Annotated in this window: 17 protein-coding genes; 11 read left to right on the forward strand and 6 right to left on the reverse strand. The window is 71.1% G+C overall.

Annotation, left to right across the window (positions count from 1 at the left end; genetic code table 11):
* Window positions 1-108: 108 nt before the first annotated feature.
* Entirely contained in the window at window positions 109-1,386 is a 1,278-nt protein-coding gene (locus ACNYS0_RS23815) for a M6 family metalloprotease domain-containing protein (RefSeq protein WP_422476515.1), read from the reverse strand.
* A 282-nt stretch (window positions 1,387-1,668) separates the two neighbouring features.
* On the opposite strand from ACNYS0_RS23815, the gene ACNYS0_RS23820 reads away from it, so the two are divergent.
* The gene (locus tag ACNYS0_RS23820; protein ID WP_422476516.1) at window positions 1,669-2,328 is read left to right on the forward strand and encodes a TetR/AcrR family transcriptional regulator; all 660 of its coding nucleotides are present in this window, start codon (window positions 1,669-1,671) and stop codon (window positions 2,326-2,328) included.
* A 128-nt stretch (window positions 2,329-2,456) separates the two neighbouring features.
* Window positions 2,457-3,977, forward strand: coding sequence for an MFS transporter (locus ACNYS0_RS23825; RefSeq protein ID WP_422476517.1), 1,521 nt, complete (start codon window positions 2,457-2,459; stop codon window positions 3,975-3,977).
* 24 nt (window positions 3,978-4,001) lie between these two features.
* On the opposite strand, the gene ACNYS0_RS23830 is transcribed toward ACNYS0_RS23825, so the two are convergent.
* A complete protein-coding gene (locus tag ACNYS0_RS23830) occupies window positions 4,002-4,532 on the reverse strand; it encodes a MarR family winged helix-turn-helix transcriptional regulator (protein WP_422476518.1) in 531 nt (176 codons plus the stop codon).
* A 99-nt stretch (window positions 4,533-4,631) separates the two neighbouring features.
* Here ACNYS0_RS23830 and ACNYS0_RS23835 point away from each other — a divergent pair, with 99 nt between their 5' ends.
* The gene (locus ACNYS0_RS23835; RefSeq protein WP_422482761.1) at window positions 4,632-5,393 is read left to right on the forward strand and encodes a dioxygenase family protein; all 762 of its coding nucleotides are present in this window, start codon (window positions 4,632-4,634) and stop codon (window positions 5,391-5,393) included.
* Window positions 5,394-5,402: 9 nt separating this feature from the next.
* On the opposite strand, the gene ACNYS0_RS23840 is transcribed toward ACNYS0_RS23835, so the two are convergent.
* Window positions 5,403-5,921: a GNAT family N-acetyltransferase gene (locus ACNYS0_RS23840; protein WP_422476519.1), complete on the reverse strand. Its 519-nt coding sequence runs from the start codon at window positions 5,919-5,921 to the stop codon at window positions 5,403-5,405.
* 172 nt (window positions 5,922-6,093) lie between these two features.
* Here ACNYS0_RS23840 and ACNYS0_RS23845 point away from each other — a divergent pair, with 172 nt between their 5' ends.
* Complete coding sequence (locus tag ACNYS0_RS23845) at window positions 6,094-7,101, forward strand: sigma-70 family RNA polymerase sigma factor (RefSeq protein ID WP_422476520.1); 1,008 nt, start codon at window positions 6,094-6,096, stop codon at window positions 7,099-7,101.
* A 79-nt stretch (window positions 7,102-7,180) separates the two neighbouring features.
* On the opposite strand, the gene ACNYS0_RS23850 is transcribed toward ACNYS0_RS23845, so the two are convergent.
* A complete protein-coding gene (locus ACNYS0_RS23850) occupies window positions 7,181-8,170 on the reverse strand; it encodes a helix-turn-helix transcriptional regulator (protein ID WP_422476521.1) in 990 nt (329 codons plus the stop codon).
* A gap of 105 nt (window positions 8,171-8,275) precedes the next feature.
* Here ACNYS0_RS23850 and ACNYS0_RS23855 point away from each other — a divergent pair, with 105 nt between their 5' ends.
* Window positions 8,276-9,793 (forward strand): MFS transporter, encoded by a 1,518-nt coding sequence (locus tag ACNYS0_RS23855; RefSeq protein ID WP_422476522.1) that lies wholly within the window; start codon window positions 8,276-8,278, stop codon window positions 9,791-9,793.
* Between the two features lie 63 nt (window positions 9,794-9,856).
* Here ACNYS0_RS23855 and ACNYS0_RS23860 read toward each other — a convergent pair whose 3' ends face one another.
* Window positions 9,857-11,143 carry an ABC transporter substrate-binding protein gene (locus ACNYS0_RS23860; protein WP_422476523.1) on the reverse strand — a complete coding sequence of 429 codons (1,287 nt, stop codon included), beginning with the start codon at window positions 11,141-11,143 and terminating at the stop codon, window positions 9,857-9,859.
* Between the two features lie 78 nt (window positions 11,144-11,221).
* Between ACNYS0_RS23860 and ACNYS0_RS23865 the strand changes: the two genes are divergently transcribed.
* The 6 genes from ACNYS0_RS23865 (at window position 11,222) to ACNYS0_RS23890 (ending at window position 17,473) form a co-directional block, all read left to right on the forward strand.
* Complete coding sequence (locus ACNYS0_RS23865) at window positions 11,222-11,863, forward strand: TetR/AcrR family transcriptional regulator (RefSeq protein ID WP_422476524.1); 642 nt, start codon at window positions 11,222-11,224, stop codon at window positions 11,861-11,863.
* 411 nt (window positions 11,864-12,274) lie between these two features.
* Window positions 12,275-13,039 carry a glucose 1-dehydrogenase gene (locus ACNYS0_RS23870; RefSeq protein ID WP_422476525.1) on the forward strand — a complete coding sequence of 255 codons (765 nt, stop codon included), beginning with the start codon at window positions 12,275-12,277 and terminating at the stop codon, window positions 13,037-13,039.
* Between the two features lie 209 nt (window positions 13,040-13,248).
* Complete coding sequence (locus ACNYS0_RS23875; protein WP_422476526.1) at window positions 13,249-14,010, forward strand: DeoR/GlpR family DNA-binding transcription regulator; 762 nt, start codon at window positions 13,249-13,251, stop codon at window positions 14,008-14,010.
* Window positions 14,011-14,060: 50 nt separating this feature from the next.
* A complete protein-coding gene (pfkB, locus tag ACNYS0_RS23880) occupies window positions 14,061-15,008 on the forward strand; it encodes a 1-phosphofructokinase (protein WP_422482762.1) in 948 nt (315 codons plus the stop codon).
* 58 nt (window positions 15,009-15,066) lie between these two features.
* On the forward strand, window positions 15,067-17,106 hold the full coding sequence (locus ACNYS0_RS23885) for a PTS fructose transporter subunit IIABC (RefSeq protein WP_422476527.1): 2,040 nt from the start codon (window positions 15,067-15,069) through the stop codon (window positions 17,104-17,106).
* A 118-nt stretch (window positions 17,107-17,224) separates the two neighbouring features.
* A complete protein-coding gene (locus ACNYS0_RS23890; RefSeq protein WP_422476528.1) occupies window positions 17,225-17,473 on the forward strand; it encodes a hypothetical protein in 249 nt (82 codons plus the stop codon).
* Window positions 17,474-17,481: 8 nt separating this feature from the next.
* Here the strand turns inward: ACNYS0_RS23890 and ACNYS0_RS23895 are convergent, their stop codons facing one another.
* Complete coding sequence (locus ACNYS0_RS23895) at window positions 17,482-18,261, reverse strand: DUF6227 family protein (protein WP_422476529.1); 780 nt, start codon at window positions 18,259-18,261, stop codon at window positions 17,482-17,484.
* Window positions 18,262-18,280 lie beyond the last annotated feature (19 nt).

Here is an 18,280-nt window from a genome sequence, read left to right on the forward strand (position 1 = left end):
CCGTGGACGGATGGGCATTTCAAGCCCCGCCGGCGATTGAGGCGCGGGGTCCGGGGCGGAGCCCCGTGGCGTGGGGACGGTCCAGCTCGGCGGGGCGGAGCCCGTGGCCTACTTTCGGGTGACGTAGACCTGGTAGTCGCCGGTGGACGTGATCCCGCCCACCGTCACCCGCACACCCGCCGACTTGTCGCGGAACACCTCGCCCGACTGGAACGCCGCGTCGGACAGTTCCGCGTGGACGTTGGGCTGCCGCGTGCAGCCCCCGCTGTCCGGCTTCGCGTCCTCGACCTTGACCGGGCCCTGCCCGGTGTCCACATCCGCGTCGACCTTGTAGACCAGGACTCCGGACCGGCACACCGCCTCGTCGTTGCCCTCCTGCGTCCGCACCTCGACCGCGTACCCGGACTTCCGGGTCAGCGGCACGAACACCAGCTTCGACCCGCCGTCCTTCCGGGCCAGCGGAGACAGCCGGTACTCCGTCGTACCGGACTGCGCGGCGCAGCCGACCTGGCTGTCGTCGAGCCACCCGAGCTTCCACTTGTGCCAGCCGAGCAGATCGTTCCCGGCCCCCCAGTCCTCGCTCATGATGTCCCAGTGCCCGGCGGCACCGCCGCCGTCCTGCGTGTAGAGGTCCGGCAGCCCGAACACGTGCCCGTTCTCGTGCGGCAGCACCCGGTACCCGGTCTTCGCGTACGACCCCGATCCGTCGTCCTGACGGGAGTACACGAACGACGCGTTGGACAGCGGCACCCCGTCGGCGACCGGCGCCTCGTGGTTGCCCGCGAACGTCACGGACAGCACGGTGTCCAGCGCGGAGGGCCCCGCGTTCGGGGTGACGAGGATGTTCACCAGGTCGTACCGCCGGAAGTCCACCTCGGGGTCGGCCGCCGCCGCGATGTCGTCGGCGAGCTCGCGGTAGCCGGGGTCGAAGGGGGCGCCGCGGTCTATCCCGTACGCGGTGAACGGCTTGGGCATCCGCAGCCAGTGGTCGACCGGGGCCTCGGGAACGTAGTCGAGCTTCCCGTACGAGCCGGTGCGGAACCAGTCCTGGGTCTGCGGGAAGAACTCGCGGAACCGGTCCTTCGCGGGGCCCTGCCCCGGTGCGTCCGGGAAGTCGACCATGAGGTTGAGGGCGCGCACGGTGCCGGTGGACCGGGCGTAGCCGGGGGCGGTGGGCAGGCCCTCCGACATCTGGACGCCGAACGAGCCGCGGATCATGCAGGGGGCGAGGGAGGTCGTGCGCGAGACGGCGACGGGACCCGCCGCGGTCGTCGAGTCGTCGAGGAGCCTTCCGGTGCTCGCGGTCATCGTCACGGTGAGCGCCACGGCCGTGCTCACGGCGAGCAGCGCCCCCCGCCGGCCCCTGCGTATCCGACGCATCCGCATCCGCACCGCCTCACGCTCGGGTCCCTTTCGATCACCCTGTGGTGAGGTGTGGCGGGCCGCTCGCTGGGTGCGCCGATCGTGGGTTTCCGAGGTCAGAGGCGTGTGAGGCAGGTCACATCAGGCCCGGGAAATAACCGGGGACGCTCTCCCCGTTTAGACCCGTGTCCGCACGAACCGGGGACCAGCTCCCCACTTCATCCGAAGCCCGTGCGGCCCGAACACCCCGAACACCCAGACCGTGAAGCTCGTAGCTCGTACACCCGGACCGTGAAGGAGACCGCCGTGACCACCGCGACCGAGAAGCCGCAGCGCCGCGTCCCGCGCCCGCGGGCCGACGCCGTGCGCAACCGGGAGCGGATCGTCGCCGCCGCGCGCGAGCTGCTCGTGGAGCACGGCCCGGTCCTGCCGCTCGACGAGGTCGCGCGCCGCGCAGGCGTCGGCAACGCCACGCTGTACCGGAACTTCAAGGACCGCGGCGAGCTGATGCACCACGTGGTCCTCACGGTCACCGACACCATCACCGAGCACGCGGAGCAGGGGCTCGCCGCCGAGGACGCCGGCGAGACGACCGCGTTCGGCGCGCTGCGGACCTTCGTGCACGCCGCCGCCGAGGAGCGGATCGGCGCCTTGTGCCCGATGCTCAACGCCACCTTCGACAAGGACCATCCGGATCTGGTCGCCTCCCGCGACCGGCTCACCGGCGCCGTCGAGCAGCTCACCGAACGGGCCCGTACGGCCGGTGAACTGCGGCCCGACGTCGGCGTCGGCGATCTGATGGTCGCCCTCTCCCAGCTCACCCGGCCGCTGCCCGGCACCGGCTGTCTGGACTTCGACCGGTACGTCCACCGTCATCTTCAGCTGTTCCTGGACGGCCTGATGGCACCCGCCCGCTCGGAACTCCCGGGCGAGCCCGCGACCTTGGAGGACCTCCGCCAGGACTGACGTCCGGGCCCCTCCCCCTCTTCGTAGAGCTTCGTCTTCGTCTTCGTCTTCGTCCTCACCTTCACCTTCACCGTAGAGATTCGTAGCAACCCGATTTCTCACGCTTATTCACGACTTGGAGTCCCGCTGTGGGTACCCCCTTGCCGGAAACGGCACCCGATTCGCGGCGCTGGAAGGCCCTCGCCTTCATCGCGCTCGCCCAGCTGATGGTGGTCCTCGACGCCACCATCGTGAACATCGCCCTGCCCGCCGCGCAGCAGGACCTCGGCATATCCGACGGCAACAAGCAGTGGGTCATCACGGCCTACGCGCTCGCCTTTGGTGGTCTGCTGCTGTTCGGCGGGCGCATCGCGGACCTGTGGGGCCGCAAGCGCACCTTCGTCACCGGCCTGATCGGCTTCGCCCTCGCCTCCGCGCTCGGCGGCGCGGCGGCCAACGAGGCCATGATGTTCGGCGCCCGTGCGCTCCAGGGCCTGTTCGGCGCGCTGCTCGCGCCCGCCGCCCTGTCCCTGCTCGCCGTCATGTTCACCGACGCCAAGGAGCGCGCGAAGGCGTTCGGCATCTACGGTGCGATCGCCGGTGGCGGTGGCGCCGTCGGCCTGATCCTCGGCGGTTTCCTCACCGAGTACCTGAACTGGCGCTGGACGTTCTTCGTGAACATCCCGTTCGCGATCGTCGCCGCCGCGGGCGCGTACTTCGTCATCCGTGAGCCGGCCGGTTCGCGCAACCGCTCGCCGCTCGACATCCCCGGCGTGCTCCTTTCCACGCTCGGCCTGGTCTCGCTCGTCTACGGCTTCACGCGTGCCGAGACCAACGGCTGGTCCGACGCGACCACCATCGGCATGTTCGTCGCCGCGGCCGTGCTGCTGGTCGCCTTCGTCGCCGTCGAGGCCCGTGTGAAGCACCCGCTGCTGCCGCTGCGCGTGGTCGCCGACCGCAACCGCGGCGGTGTCTACGCCTCCCTCGGTCTCGCCGTGATCGGCATGTTCGGCCTGTTCCTCTTCCTGACCTACTACCTCCAGGTCGTGAAGGGCTTCTCCCCGGTGAAGACGGGCTTCGCGTTCCTGCCGATGATCGTCGGCATGATCACGGGCTCCACGCAGATCGGCGCCCGCCTGATGACGCGGGTCCGCCCGCGCCTGCTGATGGGCCCCGGCTTCCTGGTCGCGGCGCTCGGCATGCTGATGCTGACCCAGCTGTCCGTCGACTCCTCGTACGCCGGTCTGATCCTGCCCGCCGAACTGCTGCTCGGCCTCGGCATGGGTACGGCGTTCATGCCCGCCATGTCGCTCGCCACGCTCGGCGTGGAGCCCCGGGACGCGGGTGTCGCCTCCGCGATGGTCAACACCTCGCAGCAGGTGGGCGGCGCCATCGGCACGGCCCTGCTGAACACGATCGCGGCCTCGGCCACCACCGCGTACATCGCGGACCACGCGGCCGGAGCCACGAGCCGGCAGCTGCTTCAGGCGCAGGCCATGGTGAGCGGCTACACCCACGCCATCTGGTGGGCCGTCGGCATCCTCGCCGCCGCCTCCCTGATCGCCTTCACGCTCGTCAACACGGGGGTTCCGGGCACGGGTTCGCCCGCGGCCTCCGGCGACACGGAGGGTGCGGAGGACGAGCTGCTGGTTCCGGTGGTCGCGCACTGACCACCCCTGCGTACGGGGCGGATCTCACCTGAGCCAGGGAAGGTCCGCCCCGGCGTCCTTCGGCTGAAGTCCCTCGGCGACGATCATCATGATCTCGCCGAGGGACTTCTGCTGTTCGGGGGTGAGCCGCGCGAAGAGCGCCTGGCGGACGGTCTCGACGTGCCCGGGCGCGGTCTTCTTCAGGACCTCGAGGCCCTCGTCCGTGAGGATCGCGAACTGTCCGCGCTTGTCGGAGGGGCAGTCCTCGCGCCGCACCCATCCGCTCTTCTCCAGGCGGGCGATCGCGTGCGAGAGCCGGGAGCGGGTGATCTTCGTTTCGCGGGCCAGCTCGGTCATCCGCAGCCGCCGGGGCGACTCGCTCAGCTTCACCAGAAGGCCGAAGTAGATGTGCGGCATCTTCGCGTCGCGCTGGAGTTGCCGGTCGAGGTGGTCCTCCAGGAGCGTGGTGGCATGGAGGTACGCGCGCCACGTGCGCTGTTCGTCCTCGCTGAGCCAGGGAGCGGCCTCCGCGCCCTTCGCGTCGCGTCCGTCGCTGCCCGTGTGCCGCTGCTCCATGGTTCCCATCGTAGACCTCCTCCTTGAATATTAAACAAAGAAGGCTTACTTTTGTCGGTAACAAGAGCTTGAAACTTCAAGGAGGTCGTCGTGAACCGGATGCCTGCGCTCTACCTCTCCCACGGTGCGCCGCCGCTCGCCGACGACGCCCTGTGGCCGGGACAGCTCGCCGAGTGGTCGGCCGATCTCCCGCGCCCCCGGGCCATCCTGATGGTCTCCGCGCACTGGGAGAACGCGCCGCTGGCCCTCGGCGCCACCGAGACCGTGCCGCTCGTGTACGACTTCTGGGGCTTTCCCGAGCACTACTACGAGGTGACGTACGCGGCGCCGGGCGCGCCCGAGCTCGCCGACTCCGTGCGCAAGCTGCTGCGCGCACCCGGCATCCCGGTCCAGGACGTGCCGGACCGCGGGCTCGACCACGGTGCGTACGTCCCGCTCGTCGAGATGTATCCGGACGCCGACATCCCCGTCCTCCAGATCTCCATGCCGACGCTCGACCCGGCCCGGCTCATGGACATCGGCCGCCGCCTCGCGCCGCTGCGCGACGAGGGCGTGCTGATCGTCGGCTCCGGCTTCTTCACGCACAACCTCGCCGCGCTGCGGCAGGGCGGGATCCCGGCGTGGTCCTCCGAGTTCGACGACTGGGGGCACCGGGCGCTGGAGGCCGGTGACGTGGACGGACTGCTCGACTTCACCCACAAGTCCCCTGCGGGCGCGCTCGCGCACCCGCGCACCGAGCACTTCGCCCCGCTGTTCGTGACGATGGGCGCGGCGGACGCCTTCGGCGACCTCGCGGGCCAGCGGAGCGTGATCGACGGGTTCTGGATGGGGCTGGCGAAGCGGTCGGTGCAGTTCGGCTGAGCGCCGGGCTCACAGCTCCTTCTCGTACCAGGCCACGTCCCAGTAGCGGCCGAACTTCCGGCCCACCTCCCGGTACGTGCCCACGTGGCGGAAGCCGAAGCGGGCGTGGAGGCGGCCGGAGGCCTCGTTGGGCTGGGCGATGCCCGCGTAGGCACGGTGGACGTCCTGGTCGGCGAGCGCCTCGAAGAGCGCCTTGTAGAGAAGCGTGCCGACGCCGCGGCCGCCCGCGTCGGGTGCCAGGTAGACCGTGACCTCCACCGAGGTGTCGTACGCGGCCTTCGCGCGGAACGCGCTGGCCGTGGCGTACCCGAGGATCCGGTTAGAGGTGGCCTCAGTGGCAACCAGGAGTGGGTGTCGTTCGTCTTCAAGATGGGAGAGCAGCCAAGGACGTCGCTCTTCGGGAGTGAAGACGGCCGTGTCGAACGTGATCGGCGTCTCGCGCACATAGTGGTTGTAGAGGTCCGTGAGGGCTTTGAGGTCGTCCTCGACTCCCGGCCTGACCTGCACCTCTGTGGAACCGGACACCATCCTGTCTCCCCTCTTCGCGCGGTGTGGCGCGACAGGGTACTGCATGATCACAAAAAAGATGGGCGGCTTGGGAATTCTGTCCGGATTCCAGTCGTTGATTCCATCGGATGCAGGGCACCCGTAAGGCCCCGGAAGGGGCGTACAGCCGACCTACCACCGCAAGGGAGCACGCATGGCAACCCGTGCCGTAGCCCGTCGTAAGTCCGCCACTACTGGTGAGACCGACACGGCACGCAGTGTTCGCGCCGGAGGCGGGGAGATCGCCGACCGCGACCTGGTCGGCATGTACCTCGACGAGATAGCGCGCACACCGCTGCTCGATGCCGCCAAGGAAGTCGAGCTGTCCCAGACCATCGAGGCGGGCGTCTACGCCCAGCAGATACTCGACGGCACGGTCTCCGACAGCAAGGCCGCGGTCGAGGCGTCCCGCGAGGAGTTGGAGGCTCTGGTCGCGGCGTCTGAGAACGCGAAGGACATCTTCATCAAGTCGAACCTGCGCCTGGTCGTGGCGGTCGCCCGCCGCTACCCGCGGTCCGGCCTGCCCCTGCTCGACCTGATCCAGGAGGGGAACGCGGGCCTGGTGCGCGCGGTCGAGAAGTTCGACTACCGCAAGGGCTTCAAGTTCTCCACGTACGCGACGTGGTGGATCCGCCAGGCCATCACGCGCTCGATCGCCGACCAGTCCCGCACCATCCGCCTCCCCGTCCACCTGGTCGAGGAGCTGGGCCGGATCCGCCGTGTCCAGCGCGAGTTCAACCGCGAGCACGGCCGCGAGCCGGAGCCCACGGAGATCGCCGCCGAGCTCGGCGCCAAGCCGGAGCGCGTCGTCGACGTCCTGGACTGGGCCCGCGACCCGGTCTCGCTGAACATGTCGGTGGACGACGAGGGCGAGACCCAGTTCGGCGACCTCCTCGAGGACACCTCGGCCGTGTCGCCCGAGCAGTCCGTGCTCACGCTGCTGCGCAGCGAGGAGCTGGACGACCTCATCGGCCGGCTCGACCAGCGCACCGCGTCGATCATCAAGATGCGGTACGGGATCGAGGACGGGCGCGAGCGGACGCTCACGGAGGTCGGCAAGGAGCACGGCCTGACGCGTGAGCGGATTCGCCAGATCGAGAAGCATGCGCTTCTCGAGCTCAAGAAGCTGGCGCGGGACACGGGGTTCGACGCGGCGGCGTGACCCGTTCCTTGTTGCGCCGCAGCGGGGTCGCGGTCTCGGGGCTCTGCCCCGGGCCCCGCGCCTCAATCGCCGGCGGGGCTCAAGGATTGGATGCGCTCGACCGCACCAGCCGCCCACCCAATTCCCGTACTGCTGTGATGAGTTCGTCCGGTCCTCGGACCGTGAAGTCGTAACCCGTCATCGCCAGGCGGACCGCCGTCCACTGCACCGGGTCCGATGACGTGGTCCGCAGACGGCAGCGGTTGTCCGAAAGTGGTTCCGGGACTCCGACCGTGGGCGGGATGTGTTCCGCGATGGTCTGTGCCGGGGCCGCGAATTCGACGTCTAGGTCGTACGACGTGCCCGCGCCCCGTGAGGACACCGAGCGGCGTACGTACTCCGCCGCGTCGCCCCCGGGGACGTCCCGCGGAGCGAACCGCGCGCCCGTGGCGAACGGGTCCGAGATGCGGTCGACGCGGAAGGTGCGCCAGTCCTCGCGGTCGATGTCGTAGGCGACGAGGTACCAGCGGCGGCCCGTCGACACCAGCCGGTGCGGCTCCACCAGGCGGCGCGATTCCGCGGTGTCGCGCGCCCGGTACGTGAAGCGCAGCCGTTCGCCGCCCGCCGCCGTCGAGGCGATCACCGTGAGCGTCTCCGGCGCGATCGTGGCGCCGTCGCCCGAGGTCAGGGGGATGGTGGCCGCCTGGAGCGTGGCCACCCGGTGGCGCAGCCGCGAGGGCAGCACCTGTTCGAGTTTGGCGAGCGCCCGTACCGAGGCCTCCTCGACGCCCTCGACCGCGTGGCCCGCCCCGGCCCGCAGGCCCACCGCGATGGCCACCGCCTCCTCGTCGTCGAGCACGAGCGGCGGCAGCGCCTTGCCCGCGACGAGCCGGTAGCCGCCGTCCGCGCCGAGCGTGGCCTGCACGGGATAGCCGAGGTCGCGCAGCCGGTCGATGTCGCGGCGCACGGTGCGGCGACTGACCCCGAGCCGTTCGCAGAGCTCGCTGCCGGGCCATTCGCGGGGCGTCTGCAACAGGGAGAGCAGTTGCAGCAGCCGTACGGGTGTCTGGGCGCCGGTCGCCCCGGTCATCGCTGTGCCTCCGCAGCGACGGAGGTGCTTGCCGTCATCGTCATGGCACCAGCATGCCCGGGAACTAGGACCTCTTATGACCTATATCCCTCCTAGCCTTCCGGCATGAGTTCTTCCACCAGCACTTCTCCAGATGCCCGGCCGGAGGCGGACCGCAGGCGCTGGTTCGCCCTCGCCATCGTGATGACGGCGGCCTTCATGGACCTCGTCGATGTCACGATCGTCAATGTCGCCCTGCCGACCATCCAGCACGACGAGGGCGCCTCGACCGGGCAGCTCCAGTGGATCACCGCGGGGTACGCGCTCGCCTTCGCCGCCCTGCTGATCACGGGCGGCCGGCTCGGCGACATCTTCGGCCGCAAGCGCCTGTTCCTGCTCGGGGTCGGCGGCTTCACGATCGCCTCCGCGCTGTGCGGCTTCGCCGCGAACCCGGAGATGCTGGTCGCCTCGCGGATCCTCCAGGGCGGCATGGCGGCGATGATGGTGCCGCAGGTCCTCTCGATCGTGCACGCGACATTCCCCGCGCACGAACGCGGAAAGGTCTTCGGCCTGTTCGGCGCCATCGTCGGCATGGGCGCGGTGACCGGTCCGCTGCTCGGCGCGCTGCTGACCGAGTGGAACGTCGCCGGTCTCGAATGGCGCCCGATCTTCCTCATCAACCTGCCCGTCGGCATCGCCGCGCTCATCCTCGGCGCGCGCGTCATCGGCGAGTCGAAGGCGCCGAAGGCGCTCAAGCTCGACCTCGTCGGGGTCGTCCTCGTCACGCTCGCCATGCTGGCGCTCGTCTACCCGCTCACCCAGGGCCGCGAGAACGGCTGGCCGCTGTGGGGCTACGCGATGATGGCGGCGTCCGTCGTGATCGTCGGCGTACTCGTCGCGTACGAGCGGGCGAAGACGCGGCGCGACGGGTCGCCGCTGATCGAGCTGTCGCTGTTCAAGGTGAAGAGCTTCGCGGCGGGCATCGCCGTGCAGACCGTCTTCGGCATCGCCACCGGCATCTTCTTCCTGACCTGGACCCTCTACATGCAACTCGGCCTCGGCTGGAGCGCGTTGCGGGCGGGTCTGACGGGCGTCCCGTTCTCGATCGCGGTGTCGGTCGCCGCCGGGATCTCCGTGCAGAAGCTGGTGCCGCGCTTCGGACGCAAGGTGCTCCAGACGGGCGCGCTCACGATGGCGGCCGGTGTGCTGATCTACGTATGGCAGGCCGGGCACTACGGGCTCGGTATCGCCTCCTGGCAGATGGCGCTGCCGCTGGTCGTGATGGGGCTCGGCATGGGCCTGGTCGTCGCGCCGCTGACCGACGCGGTGCTCTCCGAGGTGCCGCGCGCGCACGCGGGTTCGGCGTCCGGGCTCATCAACACGGTGATGCAGATGGGCAACGCGCTCGGCCTCAGCCTCGTCTCCGTCGTCTTCTTCAACGTGGTGGAGGACAAGTTCGCGCAGGGCATCGGCAACGCGGCGTTCGTGGACGGGTTCCGCAGCGCGCTGGTGTGGGTGGCGGGGGTCCTCGTCGGGATCTTCCTGCTGATGTTCGCCCTGCCGAAGGCCTCCGGCGGTGCGGGGGAGGTTGTTTCGGGGGACGTGGAGGAAGCGGAGCCGGACCGGGAGCGCGAGTTGGTGTGACGCCTCGGGGCTCCGCCCCGGACCCCGCGCCTCAATCGCCGGCGGGGCTTGATGGGTCGTGCCTCAATCGCCGGCGGGGCTGACCCCGTCCAAGTCCTCCAGGACCTGGGCGGGGTTGCCGCCCGGGGCGACCGCCGCGCCGATCCGCTCGCGTACCGCGGAGCGCACCTTGGGCCATGAGCGAAGGCCCACCGGGTGGAACTCCGCGTCCGGCATCTGGTCGACGAACTTCCACAGCTTCCGCTGCGAACGGTCGGCCCGCAGCTCGTCGGAGGCCGTCACGGTCACCGGGAGCGTGGCCTGCGCGCCCCCGTACGTCTTCGCCGAACCGGTGCTGAACAGGAACGTCAGGAACTTCCCGGCCTCCGTCACGTGGCCGCCGCTCCTGAACGCCATCATCCAGTCGTTGAGCCCCACCGGAGGCGCCGCCTCGGTCCCGGACTTGAGCGGGAACGCGGCGTGCGCGTACGGCAGCCGCGCCTTGTCGGCGGCGCCGAGCAGCACGGGGTGGGCGATGATCATGCCGGCCTTCCGCCCGAGGAACTGCGTGTAGGCCTGCGTCCTGGTGAGCCTGCCCGGGTCGGCGCCCGCGAGGCCGGGCCTGACCAGCTCGTCGCGGAGCCAGGTCAGCGTCGCCTTGTTCTCGGCGGAGCCGAAGTCGTACCCGCCGAGGTCCGCGTACCCGCCGCCGCCCGAGAGCAGCCACGCGAGGAGTTCGTCCTCCGCGGCCTCGGGGCCGAACTGAAGGGCGTACGGGGTGGGCACGCCGATGGCCTTCAAGGCCTGTGCGGCCGCGCGCAGTTCGGCCCAGGATCGGGGCGGCCCCGCGATCCCGGCCTGCTCGAAGAGGTCCGTGTTGTAGAAGAGGCGCGGGGTGCTGGCGAGGATCGGGATGCCGTACTGAACGGAGTCGACCCGGCCCGCGTCGGCGAAGGAGCGGACGAAGTTCGCCTGCGTGGGGACGTCGAAGAGCCGCTCCGCCGGGTACAGCAGGCCGTCCTCGGCGTACGGGGCGAAGAGGTGGCCCTGCGCGATGTCGGGCGCGCGGCCGTCCTTGACCCGGCGGGCGAGGACCGCGTCCATCTTGAGGAACGGGACGCGCTCCACCTCGACGTGGATGTCCGGGTGCTTCTTCTCGAAGGCCCGTGCGACGTCGTCCCACTGGTCACCGATGGAGGCGCCGACGCTTTTGTCGTAGCTCGACACGAGGAGGTCGAGCGTGACCTTGTCGCCGTCGGCGCTCCCGTCGCCCGAACCGCAGCCGGTCAGGGCCAGGGCGCCCGCGCCCGCCCCCGCCAGGCCCGTCGTCCTCAGAAAGTGCCGCCGCCGCACTGCTCTCGCCTCGCTCACGTGGGTTGATGGCCGAGCCCTTGGCATGATCATTACTCGGCGGTGGCAGATTGTGCCATAGCGGCATACCATGTCCGCATGGCAGGTACTGCGACGGCGATCCCGACGCTGACGGAGCGGCGCAAGGCCGCCACGCGCCTGGACATCGCCCGGGCCGCGGCCGAACTGTTCACGCGGGACGGTCTGCGGGCCACGCGCGCCGAGGACATCGCGCGGGCGGCGGGTGTCGCGCCGCGCACCTTCTACCGCTACTTCGCGACCAAGGAAGAGGCGGTCGCACCGCTCCTCGACGCCGGGGCCCGCCAGTGGGCCGAGGCCGTCCGCGAGGCACCCGCGGACCTGCCGGTCCCCGCCGTGCTGCGGCACGCCGCGCAGCGCGCCCTCACCGGGGCCGACCCGGCGAACGCGGCGTCCCTCGGCTGGGTCCGCGCCCTGCTCCGCCTCGCCGAGGAGAGCCCGGCGCTGCGAGCCGTCTGGAGCGACACGTGCCGCGTCTCGGAGTCGACCCTCCTCACGGTCCTCGCGGAACGGACGGGCCCGACGACCGCCCCGGACCTGCACCTGCGCCTGCTCGCGGGCCTGGCGACGACGGCGGTACGCGTCGCGGTCGAAGCCTGGTCCCACTCGGACGCACCCCCCACGGGCCCGACCGGCCCAGCAGCACTGGCCCTCGAATGCCTGACCCAGTCACTCCCCCCATCAAGCCCCTTCCGCGATTGAGCCGCGGCCACACCAATCCCCGCCGACGCCTGAGCGGCGGGCACATCAAGCTCCTGCGGCGCTTGAGCGGCGGCCACATCAATCCCCGCCGACGCTTGAGCGGCGGGCACATCAAGCTCCTGCGGCGCTTGAGCCGCAGGCAAATCAAGCCCCTGCGGCGATTGAGCAGCGGGGTCCGGGGCAGAGCCCCGAGTCGTCAACCACGGGGGGCGCAATCCACATCGATCAAGCCCCGCCGGCGCTTGAGGCGCGGGGCCCGGGGCAGAGCCCCGAGTCGTCAACCACGGGGGGCGCAATCCACATCGATCAAGCCCCGCCGGCGCTTGAGGCGCGGGGCCCGGGGCAGAGCCCCGAGTCGTCAACCACGGGGCCGCAACACATCCACGGGGACGTAACCCAAAGGGAGCCGAAATGAACAACCTCACCGGCAAGACGATCCTGGTCACCGGCGGAGCCCGCGGCATAGGCGCCGAAATCGCCCGCCTCGCCACCACCGCCGGCGCCAACATCGTCATCGGCGACGTACTCGACGAGGAGGGCAAGGCCCTCGCCGCCGAACTCGGCGAGACCGCCCGCTACACCCACCTCGACGTGACGTCGGAGGACGAGTGGCAGGCCGCGCTCGCCCACGCCACCACCGAGTTCGGCGGCATCGACGGCCTGGTCAACAACGCCGGTATCTCCACCGGCATGCCGTTCGAGACGGAGAGCGTGGAGCGCTTCCGCCAGGTCCTCGACGTCAACCTCGTCGGCGTCTTCGCGGGCATGAAGACCGTCGTCCCCGCGATGAAGGAGGCGGGCGGCGGCTCCATCGTCAACATCTCCTCCGCGGCCGGCCTGATGGGCCTCGCGCTCACCTCCTCGTACGGCGCCTCGAAGTGGGGTGTCCGCGGCCTCACCAAGATCGCCGCGGTCGAGCAGGGCACCGCACGGATCCGCGTGAACTCCGTGCACCCCGGCATGACGTACACCCCGATGACCGCGCAGGTCGGCATCCAGCAGGGCGAGGGCAACTACCCGAACACCCCGATGGGCCGCGTCGGAGAGGCCGACGAGATCGCGAAGGCGGTCGTGTTCCTGCTCTCGGACGACTCCTCGTACATGACCGGCGCCGAGCTGGCCGTGGACGGCGGCTGGACCACGGGTCCGACGGTGAAGTACGTGATGGGGCAGTAGGCGCCCGCCGCCCCACCCCGCACAGGGCCCGGTCCTCCTCGCCGGAGGGCCGGGCCCTGCGTCGTGCGGACGGCGGTGATCTCGCAGCGGATGCCCGTTTGTGTCTGCCACATGCCCGAACCTGTTTACTTTCCCGAAATCCGGTCGTAGCCTCAGAGGCGAGCAACACATTCGGGCAGACCCGCAGACGAGGACACAGGTAAACGGACATGTACGCACCCGAGCGCCAACAGGAGATCCTCCGCCTCGCCCGCGACGGCGGCCGGGTCGACGTGCTGACGCTCGCCGAGGAGTTCCAGGTCACCGCCGAGACCATCCGGCGCGACCTGAAGGCCCTCGACCGCGCGGGCCTCGTCCGCCGCGTGCACGGCGGCGCCATCCCCGCCGGACGACTCGACTTCGAGCCCGACCTCGCCGAGCGCGAGGGCACCGCGGCCGACGAGAAGGACCGCATCGCCCACGCCGCGCTCGCCGAACTCCCGGCCGAGGGCAGCGTGATCCTCGACGCCGGATCGACGGTCTCCCGGCTCGCGACCGCGCTCCCGCTGGAATCCGAACTGACCGTCGTCACCCACTCGCTGCCCACCGCGGCCCGGCTCGCCGACCACCCCGGCATCCAGCTGCACCTCGTCGGCGGCCGCATCCGCCACCGCACCCGCGCCGCCGTCGACGCCTGGTCCCTGCGCGCGTACGGGGAGATCCGCGCGGACGTCCTCTTCCTCGCGGCCAACGGCTTCTCCGCCGAGGCCGGACTCACCACACCCGACCTCGCCGAGGCATCCGTGAAGCGGGCCACCGTCGCCGCGGCCCGCCGCGTCGTGCTGCTCGCCGACTCCGGCAAATGGGGCCAGGAGCACTTCGCCCGGTTCGGCGACCTCGCCGACGTCGACCTGCTGATCACCGACACCGGCCTCGCCCCCGAGGACGCCGCGGCGATCGAGGCGGGCGGCACGGAGGTGCACCGCGTATGACCGGCACGCCCCACCCGCACCACCCCGAGCACGAAGGCAACGGCACCCGCATGATCCTCACCGTCACCCCCAACCCCTCCCTCGACCGCACCTACGAGATCCCCGGCCTCGACCGCGGCGAGGTCGTCCGCGCCGGCGGCGAGCGCATGGACCCGGGCGGCAAGGGAGTCAACGTGTCGCGGGCCGTGGCCGCCGCCGGAGCCCCCACGCTCGCCGTCCTCCCGCTGGGCGGCGCCCCCGGCGCCCTGGTCGCCGAACTCCTCGACGGGCAGGGCATCAAGGTCGCCCCGGTCCCGGTCGAGGGCCACACCCGCTCGAACATCGCGCTCGCGGAAGCCGACGGCACCCTCACGAAGATCAACGCGCCCGGCCCCGAACTCTCCGCCGGTGAGGCCGAGTCGCTGCTCGCGACGATCGGCGAGCAGTCGGCGGGCGCCGACTGGATCGCCTGCTGCGGCAGCCTGCCGCGCGGCCTTGAGCCCTCCTGGTACGCCGAGTTGGTCGCCCGCGCGCACGCCGAGGGCGCCCGCATCGCGCTCGACACCTCGGGCCCCGCACTCCTCGCGGCGCTCCGGATGCGCCCCGACGTCGTCAAGCCCAACGCCGAGGAACTCGCCGAGGCCGTCGGCCGCCCGCTCACCACGGTCGGCGACGCGGTCAAGGCGGCGGAGGAACTGCGGGAGTTGGGCGCGGTCGCCGTGCTCGCCTCCCTCGGCGCGGACGGCCAGCTCCTGGTCGACGCGAGCGGCGCCTGGTTCGCCTCGGCCCCCGTCGACGCGGTGCGCAGCAACGTCGGGGCCGGCGACTCCTCCCTCGCCGGCTTCCTGATCGCGGGCGGCGAGGGCCCCAAGGCGCTCGCCTCGGCGGTCGCCCACGGCGCGGCGGCGGTCCAGCTGCCGGGCAGCGCCATGCCGACGCCGCGGGACCTCCGTCCGGACGCGGTGGAACTGACGGCCGAGGTCCCCGTGGACCGCGCCCTGAAGGAGCCCGTGCGATGACGACGGCAGCCCGGACCCGAACAGTCACCCCACCCCTGCGTAGGCAAAGGAGCCCGCGATGACGGAGATGATCACCGCGGACCTGGTCGACCTCGACCTGTCCGCCGGAACGAAGGAAGCGGCGGCCAGGTCGCTGGCCGAACGGATGGTGGCCCTCGGCAGGGTCACCGACCTCGACGGCTTCCTCGCCGACGTCGCGGCCCGCGAGGCCCAGATGCCGACCGGCCTCGACGGCGGCATCGGCATCCCGCACTGCCGCAGCGAGCACGTCACCGAGCCGACGCTCGCCTTCGGCCGCAGCGCCGAGGGCATCGACTTCGGCGCCCCGGACGGCCCCGCCGACCTGATCTTCCTGATCGCGGCCCCGGCGGGTGCGGACGACGCCCACCTCACGATCCTGTCCTCCCTGGCCCGCCAGCTGATGGACGAGGACTTCAAGGCGACCCTGCGCGCGGCGACGGACGCCGGGGCGACGGCAGCCCTGATACGCGGCGACGAACCGGCCCCGGAACCCGTACCGGAACCCATACCGGAACCCGCGGTCCCCGAACAGCCCGCGGAACCCGACGAGAGCGACGCCCCCTTCAAGATCGTCGCGGTCACCTCCTGCCCCACTGGCATCGCCCACACCTACATGGCGGCGGAGTCCCTGGAGAACACCGGCCGCGACACCGAAGGCGTCGAACTCGTCGTCGAGACGCAGGGCTCCTCCGGCTTCACCCGCCTCGACCCGGCCGTCATCGCCGCCGCCGACGGCGTGATCTTCGCCCACGACGTCCCCGTGCGCGAGAAGGAACGCTTCGCCGGAAAGCCCACGGTCGACGTCGGCGTCAAGGCGGGCATCAACCGCCCCGCCGAACTCATCACCGAGGTCCGCGAGAAGGCCGCCCGCGGCGAGACCACGGCCCACGCCGACGCGTCGTCCACACCTGTGGACAACTCCGGCGACTCCACGGACGGTTACGGCACAAAGCTCCGCAAGTGGCTGATGTCGGGCGTGAGTTACATGGTGCCGTTCGTGGCGGCGGGCGGACTGCTGATCGCGATCTCCTTCGCACTCGGCGGTTATAAGATCGCCAACACCGACGTCCAGTCCGTCGTCGACGCCTTCAACTGGGGCTCGATGCACAGCTGGGCGGCCCTGATGTTCTGGACCGGCAAGGCCGCTTTCGCCTTCCTGGTCCCGGTCCTCGCCGGCTACATCGCATACGGCATGGCCGACCGGCCCGGCCTGGTGCCCGGCTTCGTCGCGGGCTCGATCGCGGTCACGATCAACGCGGGATTCCTCGGTGGACTGGTCGGCGGTCTGATCGCCGGTGCGCTGGTCATGGCGATCCAGCGGGTCAAGGTGCCCGATGTGCTGCGCGGCATCATGCCGGTGGTGGTGATCCCGCTCGTCTCGTCGGCGCTCGTCGGCTTCCTGATGTTCGCCGTGGTGGGCCAGCCGATCGCCTGGGTGCAGACGCGGCTGACCGACTGGCTGGGTTCGCTGTCGGGCTCGAACGCGATCATTCTGGGCGTCGTGCTCGGCGTGATGATGGCCAGCGACCTGGGCGGCCCGCTCAACAAGGTCGCCTACGCCTTCGCGGTGGGCGGCCTCGCCAACCCCAACGACGGCTCCCTCAAGGTGATGGCCGCCGTGATGGCGGCCGGCATGGTCCCGCCGCTGGCCATGGCACTCGCGACGACCGTCCGGTCGAGGCTGTTCACCAAGGCCGAGCGGGAGAACGGCAAGGCGGCCTGGGTCCTCGGCGCCTCCTTCATCACCGAGGGCGCCATCCCCTTCGCGGCGGCCGATCCGTTTCGCGTGATCGTCCCGTCGATCGTCGGCGGCGGCATCACCGGCGCCCTCTCCATGACCTTCGACGCCACCCTCCGCGCCCCGCACGGCGGCATCTTCGTGGTCCCCCTGATCGGCAACGCCTGGCTGTACCTGCTGGCGATCGCGGCGGGCACGTGCGTCACCGCGGCGCTGACCGTGCTGCTCAAGTCGGTGCGCAAGCAGCCGGCCGCCGCCGGGCAGCCGGAGACCGTGCAGGCCCCGTCGCGGACGGTGACCGCCACGGAGCCCGAGGTGGCGCAGCCCGCGAAGGTGTGAGGCTTGCCGCGCTTGGTGTGATGGACGGGGTTGGCATGGTTGGCGAGGCCTGAGGAGTCTTGCGAGATACGTCACGGTCCGGGACCAAAGTCCCGGACTGTGGTGTTCACTGGACCGCATGCCTGAGCACGTGTCGATCCTTCAGCAGCTGGGTCTGGCCCTGGTCGCTCTCGCGGCCGTGGCCTGGGTGGTCGGTCTGGCCCGCCTGGTGCGTACCGTCGCCTTCGATCCGCCGCGGCCGCGGCCGCAGTTGCCGATGGGCGTGCTTCCGACGCAGTCGCGGGCGCCCGCCCTGGAGTCGGTGCCGCTGACGGCCGACGAGCAGGACGCTTTCGCCGGTCTTGTACGGGAGTTCAGCCGCCGGTAGGGCGAGTGCTACCCGCGGGCCCGCGGGTGGGACGCCGCGCGGTGTTCCATCGCGGCCCGCGCCGCCTCCTGCGTCGCGTACACCTCGCACATGTGCCGGCCGTCCGGCGTCGCCGTGTGCTCGACCTCCCAGAGGCTGAGCTCGCAGTCGTCGCGCAGCAGGAACGCGTGCTCGTACAGCGCGAAGCCGTGGCTGACGCGGCAGCCGAAGGCCTGGGTGATGTGGTGTGCGCACGCCTCTTGCAGCAGCCGCGCCGTGCCGGGGCCGGGGCGCGTCGTGGCGTCCGGGTTCTCCGCGCGGCGCAGCAGGCGGCGGGCGTGGTCGGCGGAGCTGTCCGGGTCCGCGGCGCCGAAGGTGCGGCGTATCGGCGGGGGTGCGGGGAGCTTGACGGGGGTCATGGGGACGTGGAGGTCGAACTCCGGCTCGGCGTCCTGGGGCAGCGGAAGTCGTCCCGTCGCGAGGTGCAGCTCGTCCTCGGAGACGTAGACCTCGTGCTGCGGGGTGCCGTCGCGTCCCGTGTTGTGCACGAGCTCCCAGAGGGTGAGGGAGCCGCCGTCGACCAGCAGCCAGTTGTGCCGGTAGGTCTCGCGGTGGCGGCCCGCGCTGTGGTGGGCCGAGTGCAGGGAGCCCGCGTACGCGAGTGCACCGTCGAGCCGCTCCAGTGCTTCGTCGGGCAGGTCGAAGGAGTTGAGCGCACGGCCGAGGAGCCGCCCGAGCTGTGCTTCGGGTGACGCGTCCGGTTCGGTCCCGAACCCGGTCTCGGGCCCGGAGTCATACGGAGCGCTCAAGGCACCTCCCAGTATTGCT

The organism is Streptomyces anthophorae (assembly GCF_049310305.1).
Taxonomy (GTDB): Bacteria; Actinomycetota; Actinomycetes; order Streptomycetales; family Streptomycetaceae; genus Streptomyces.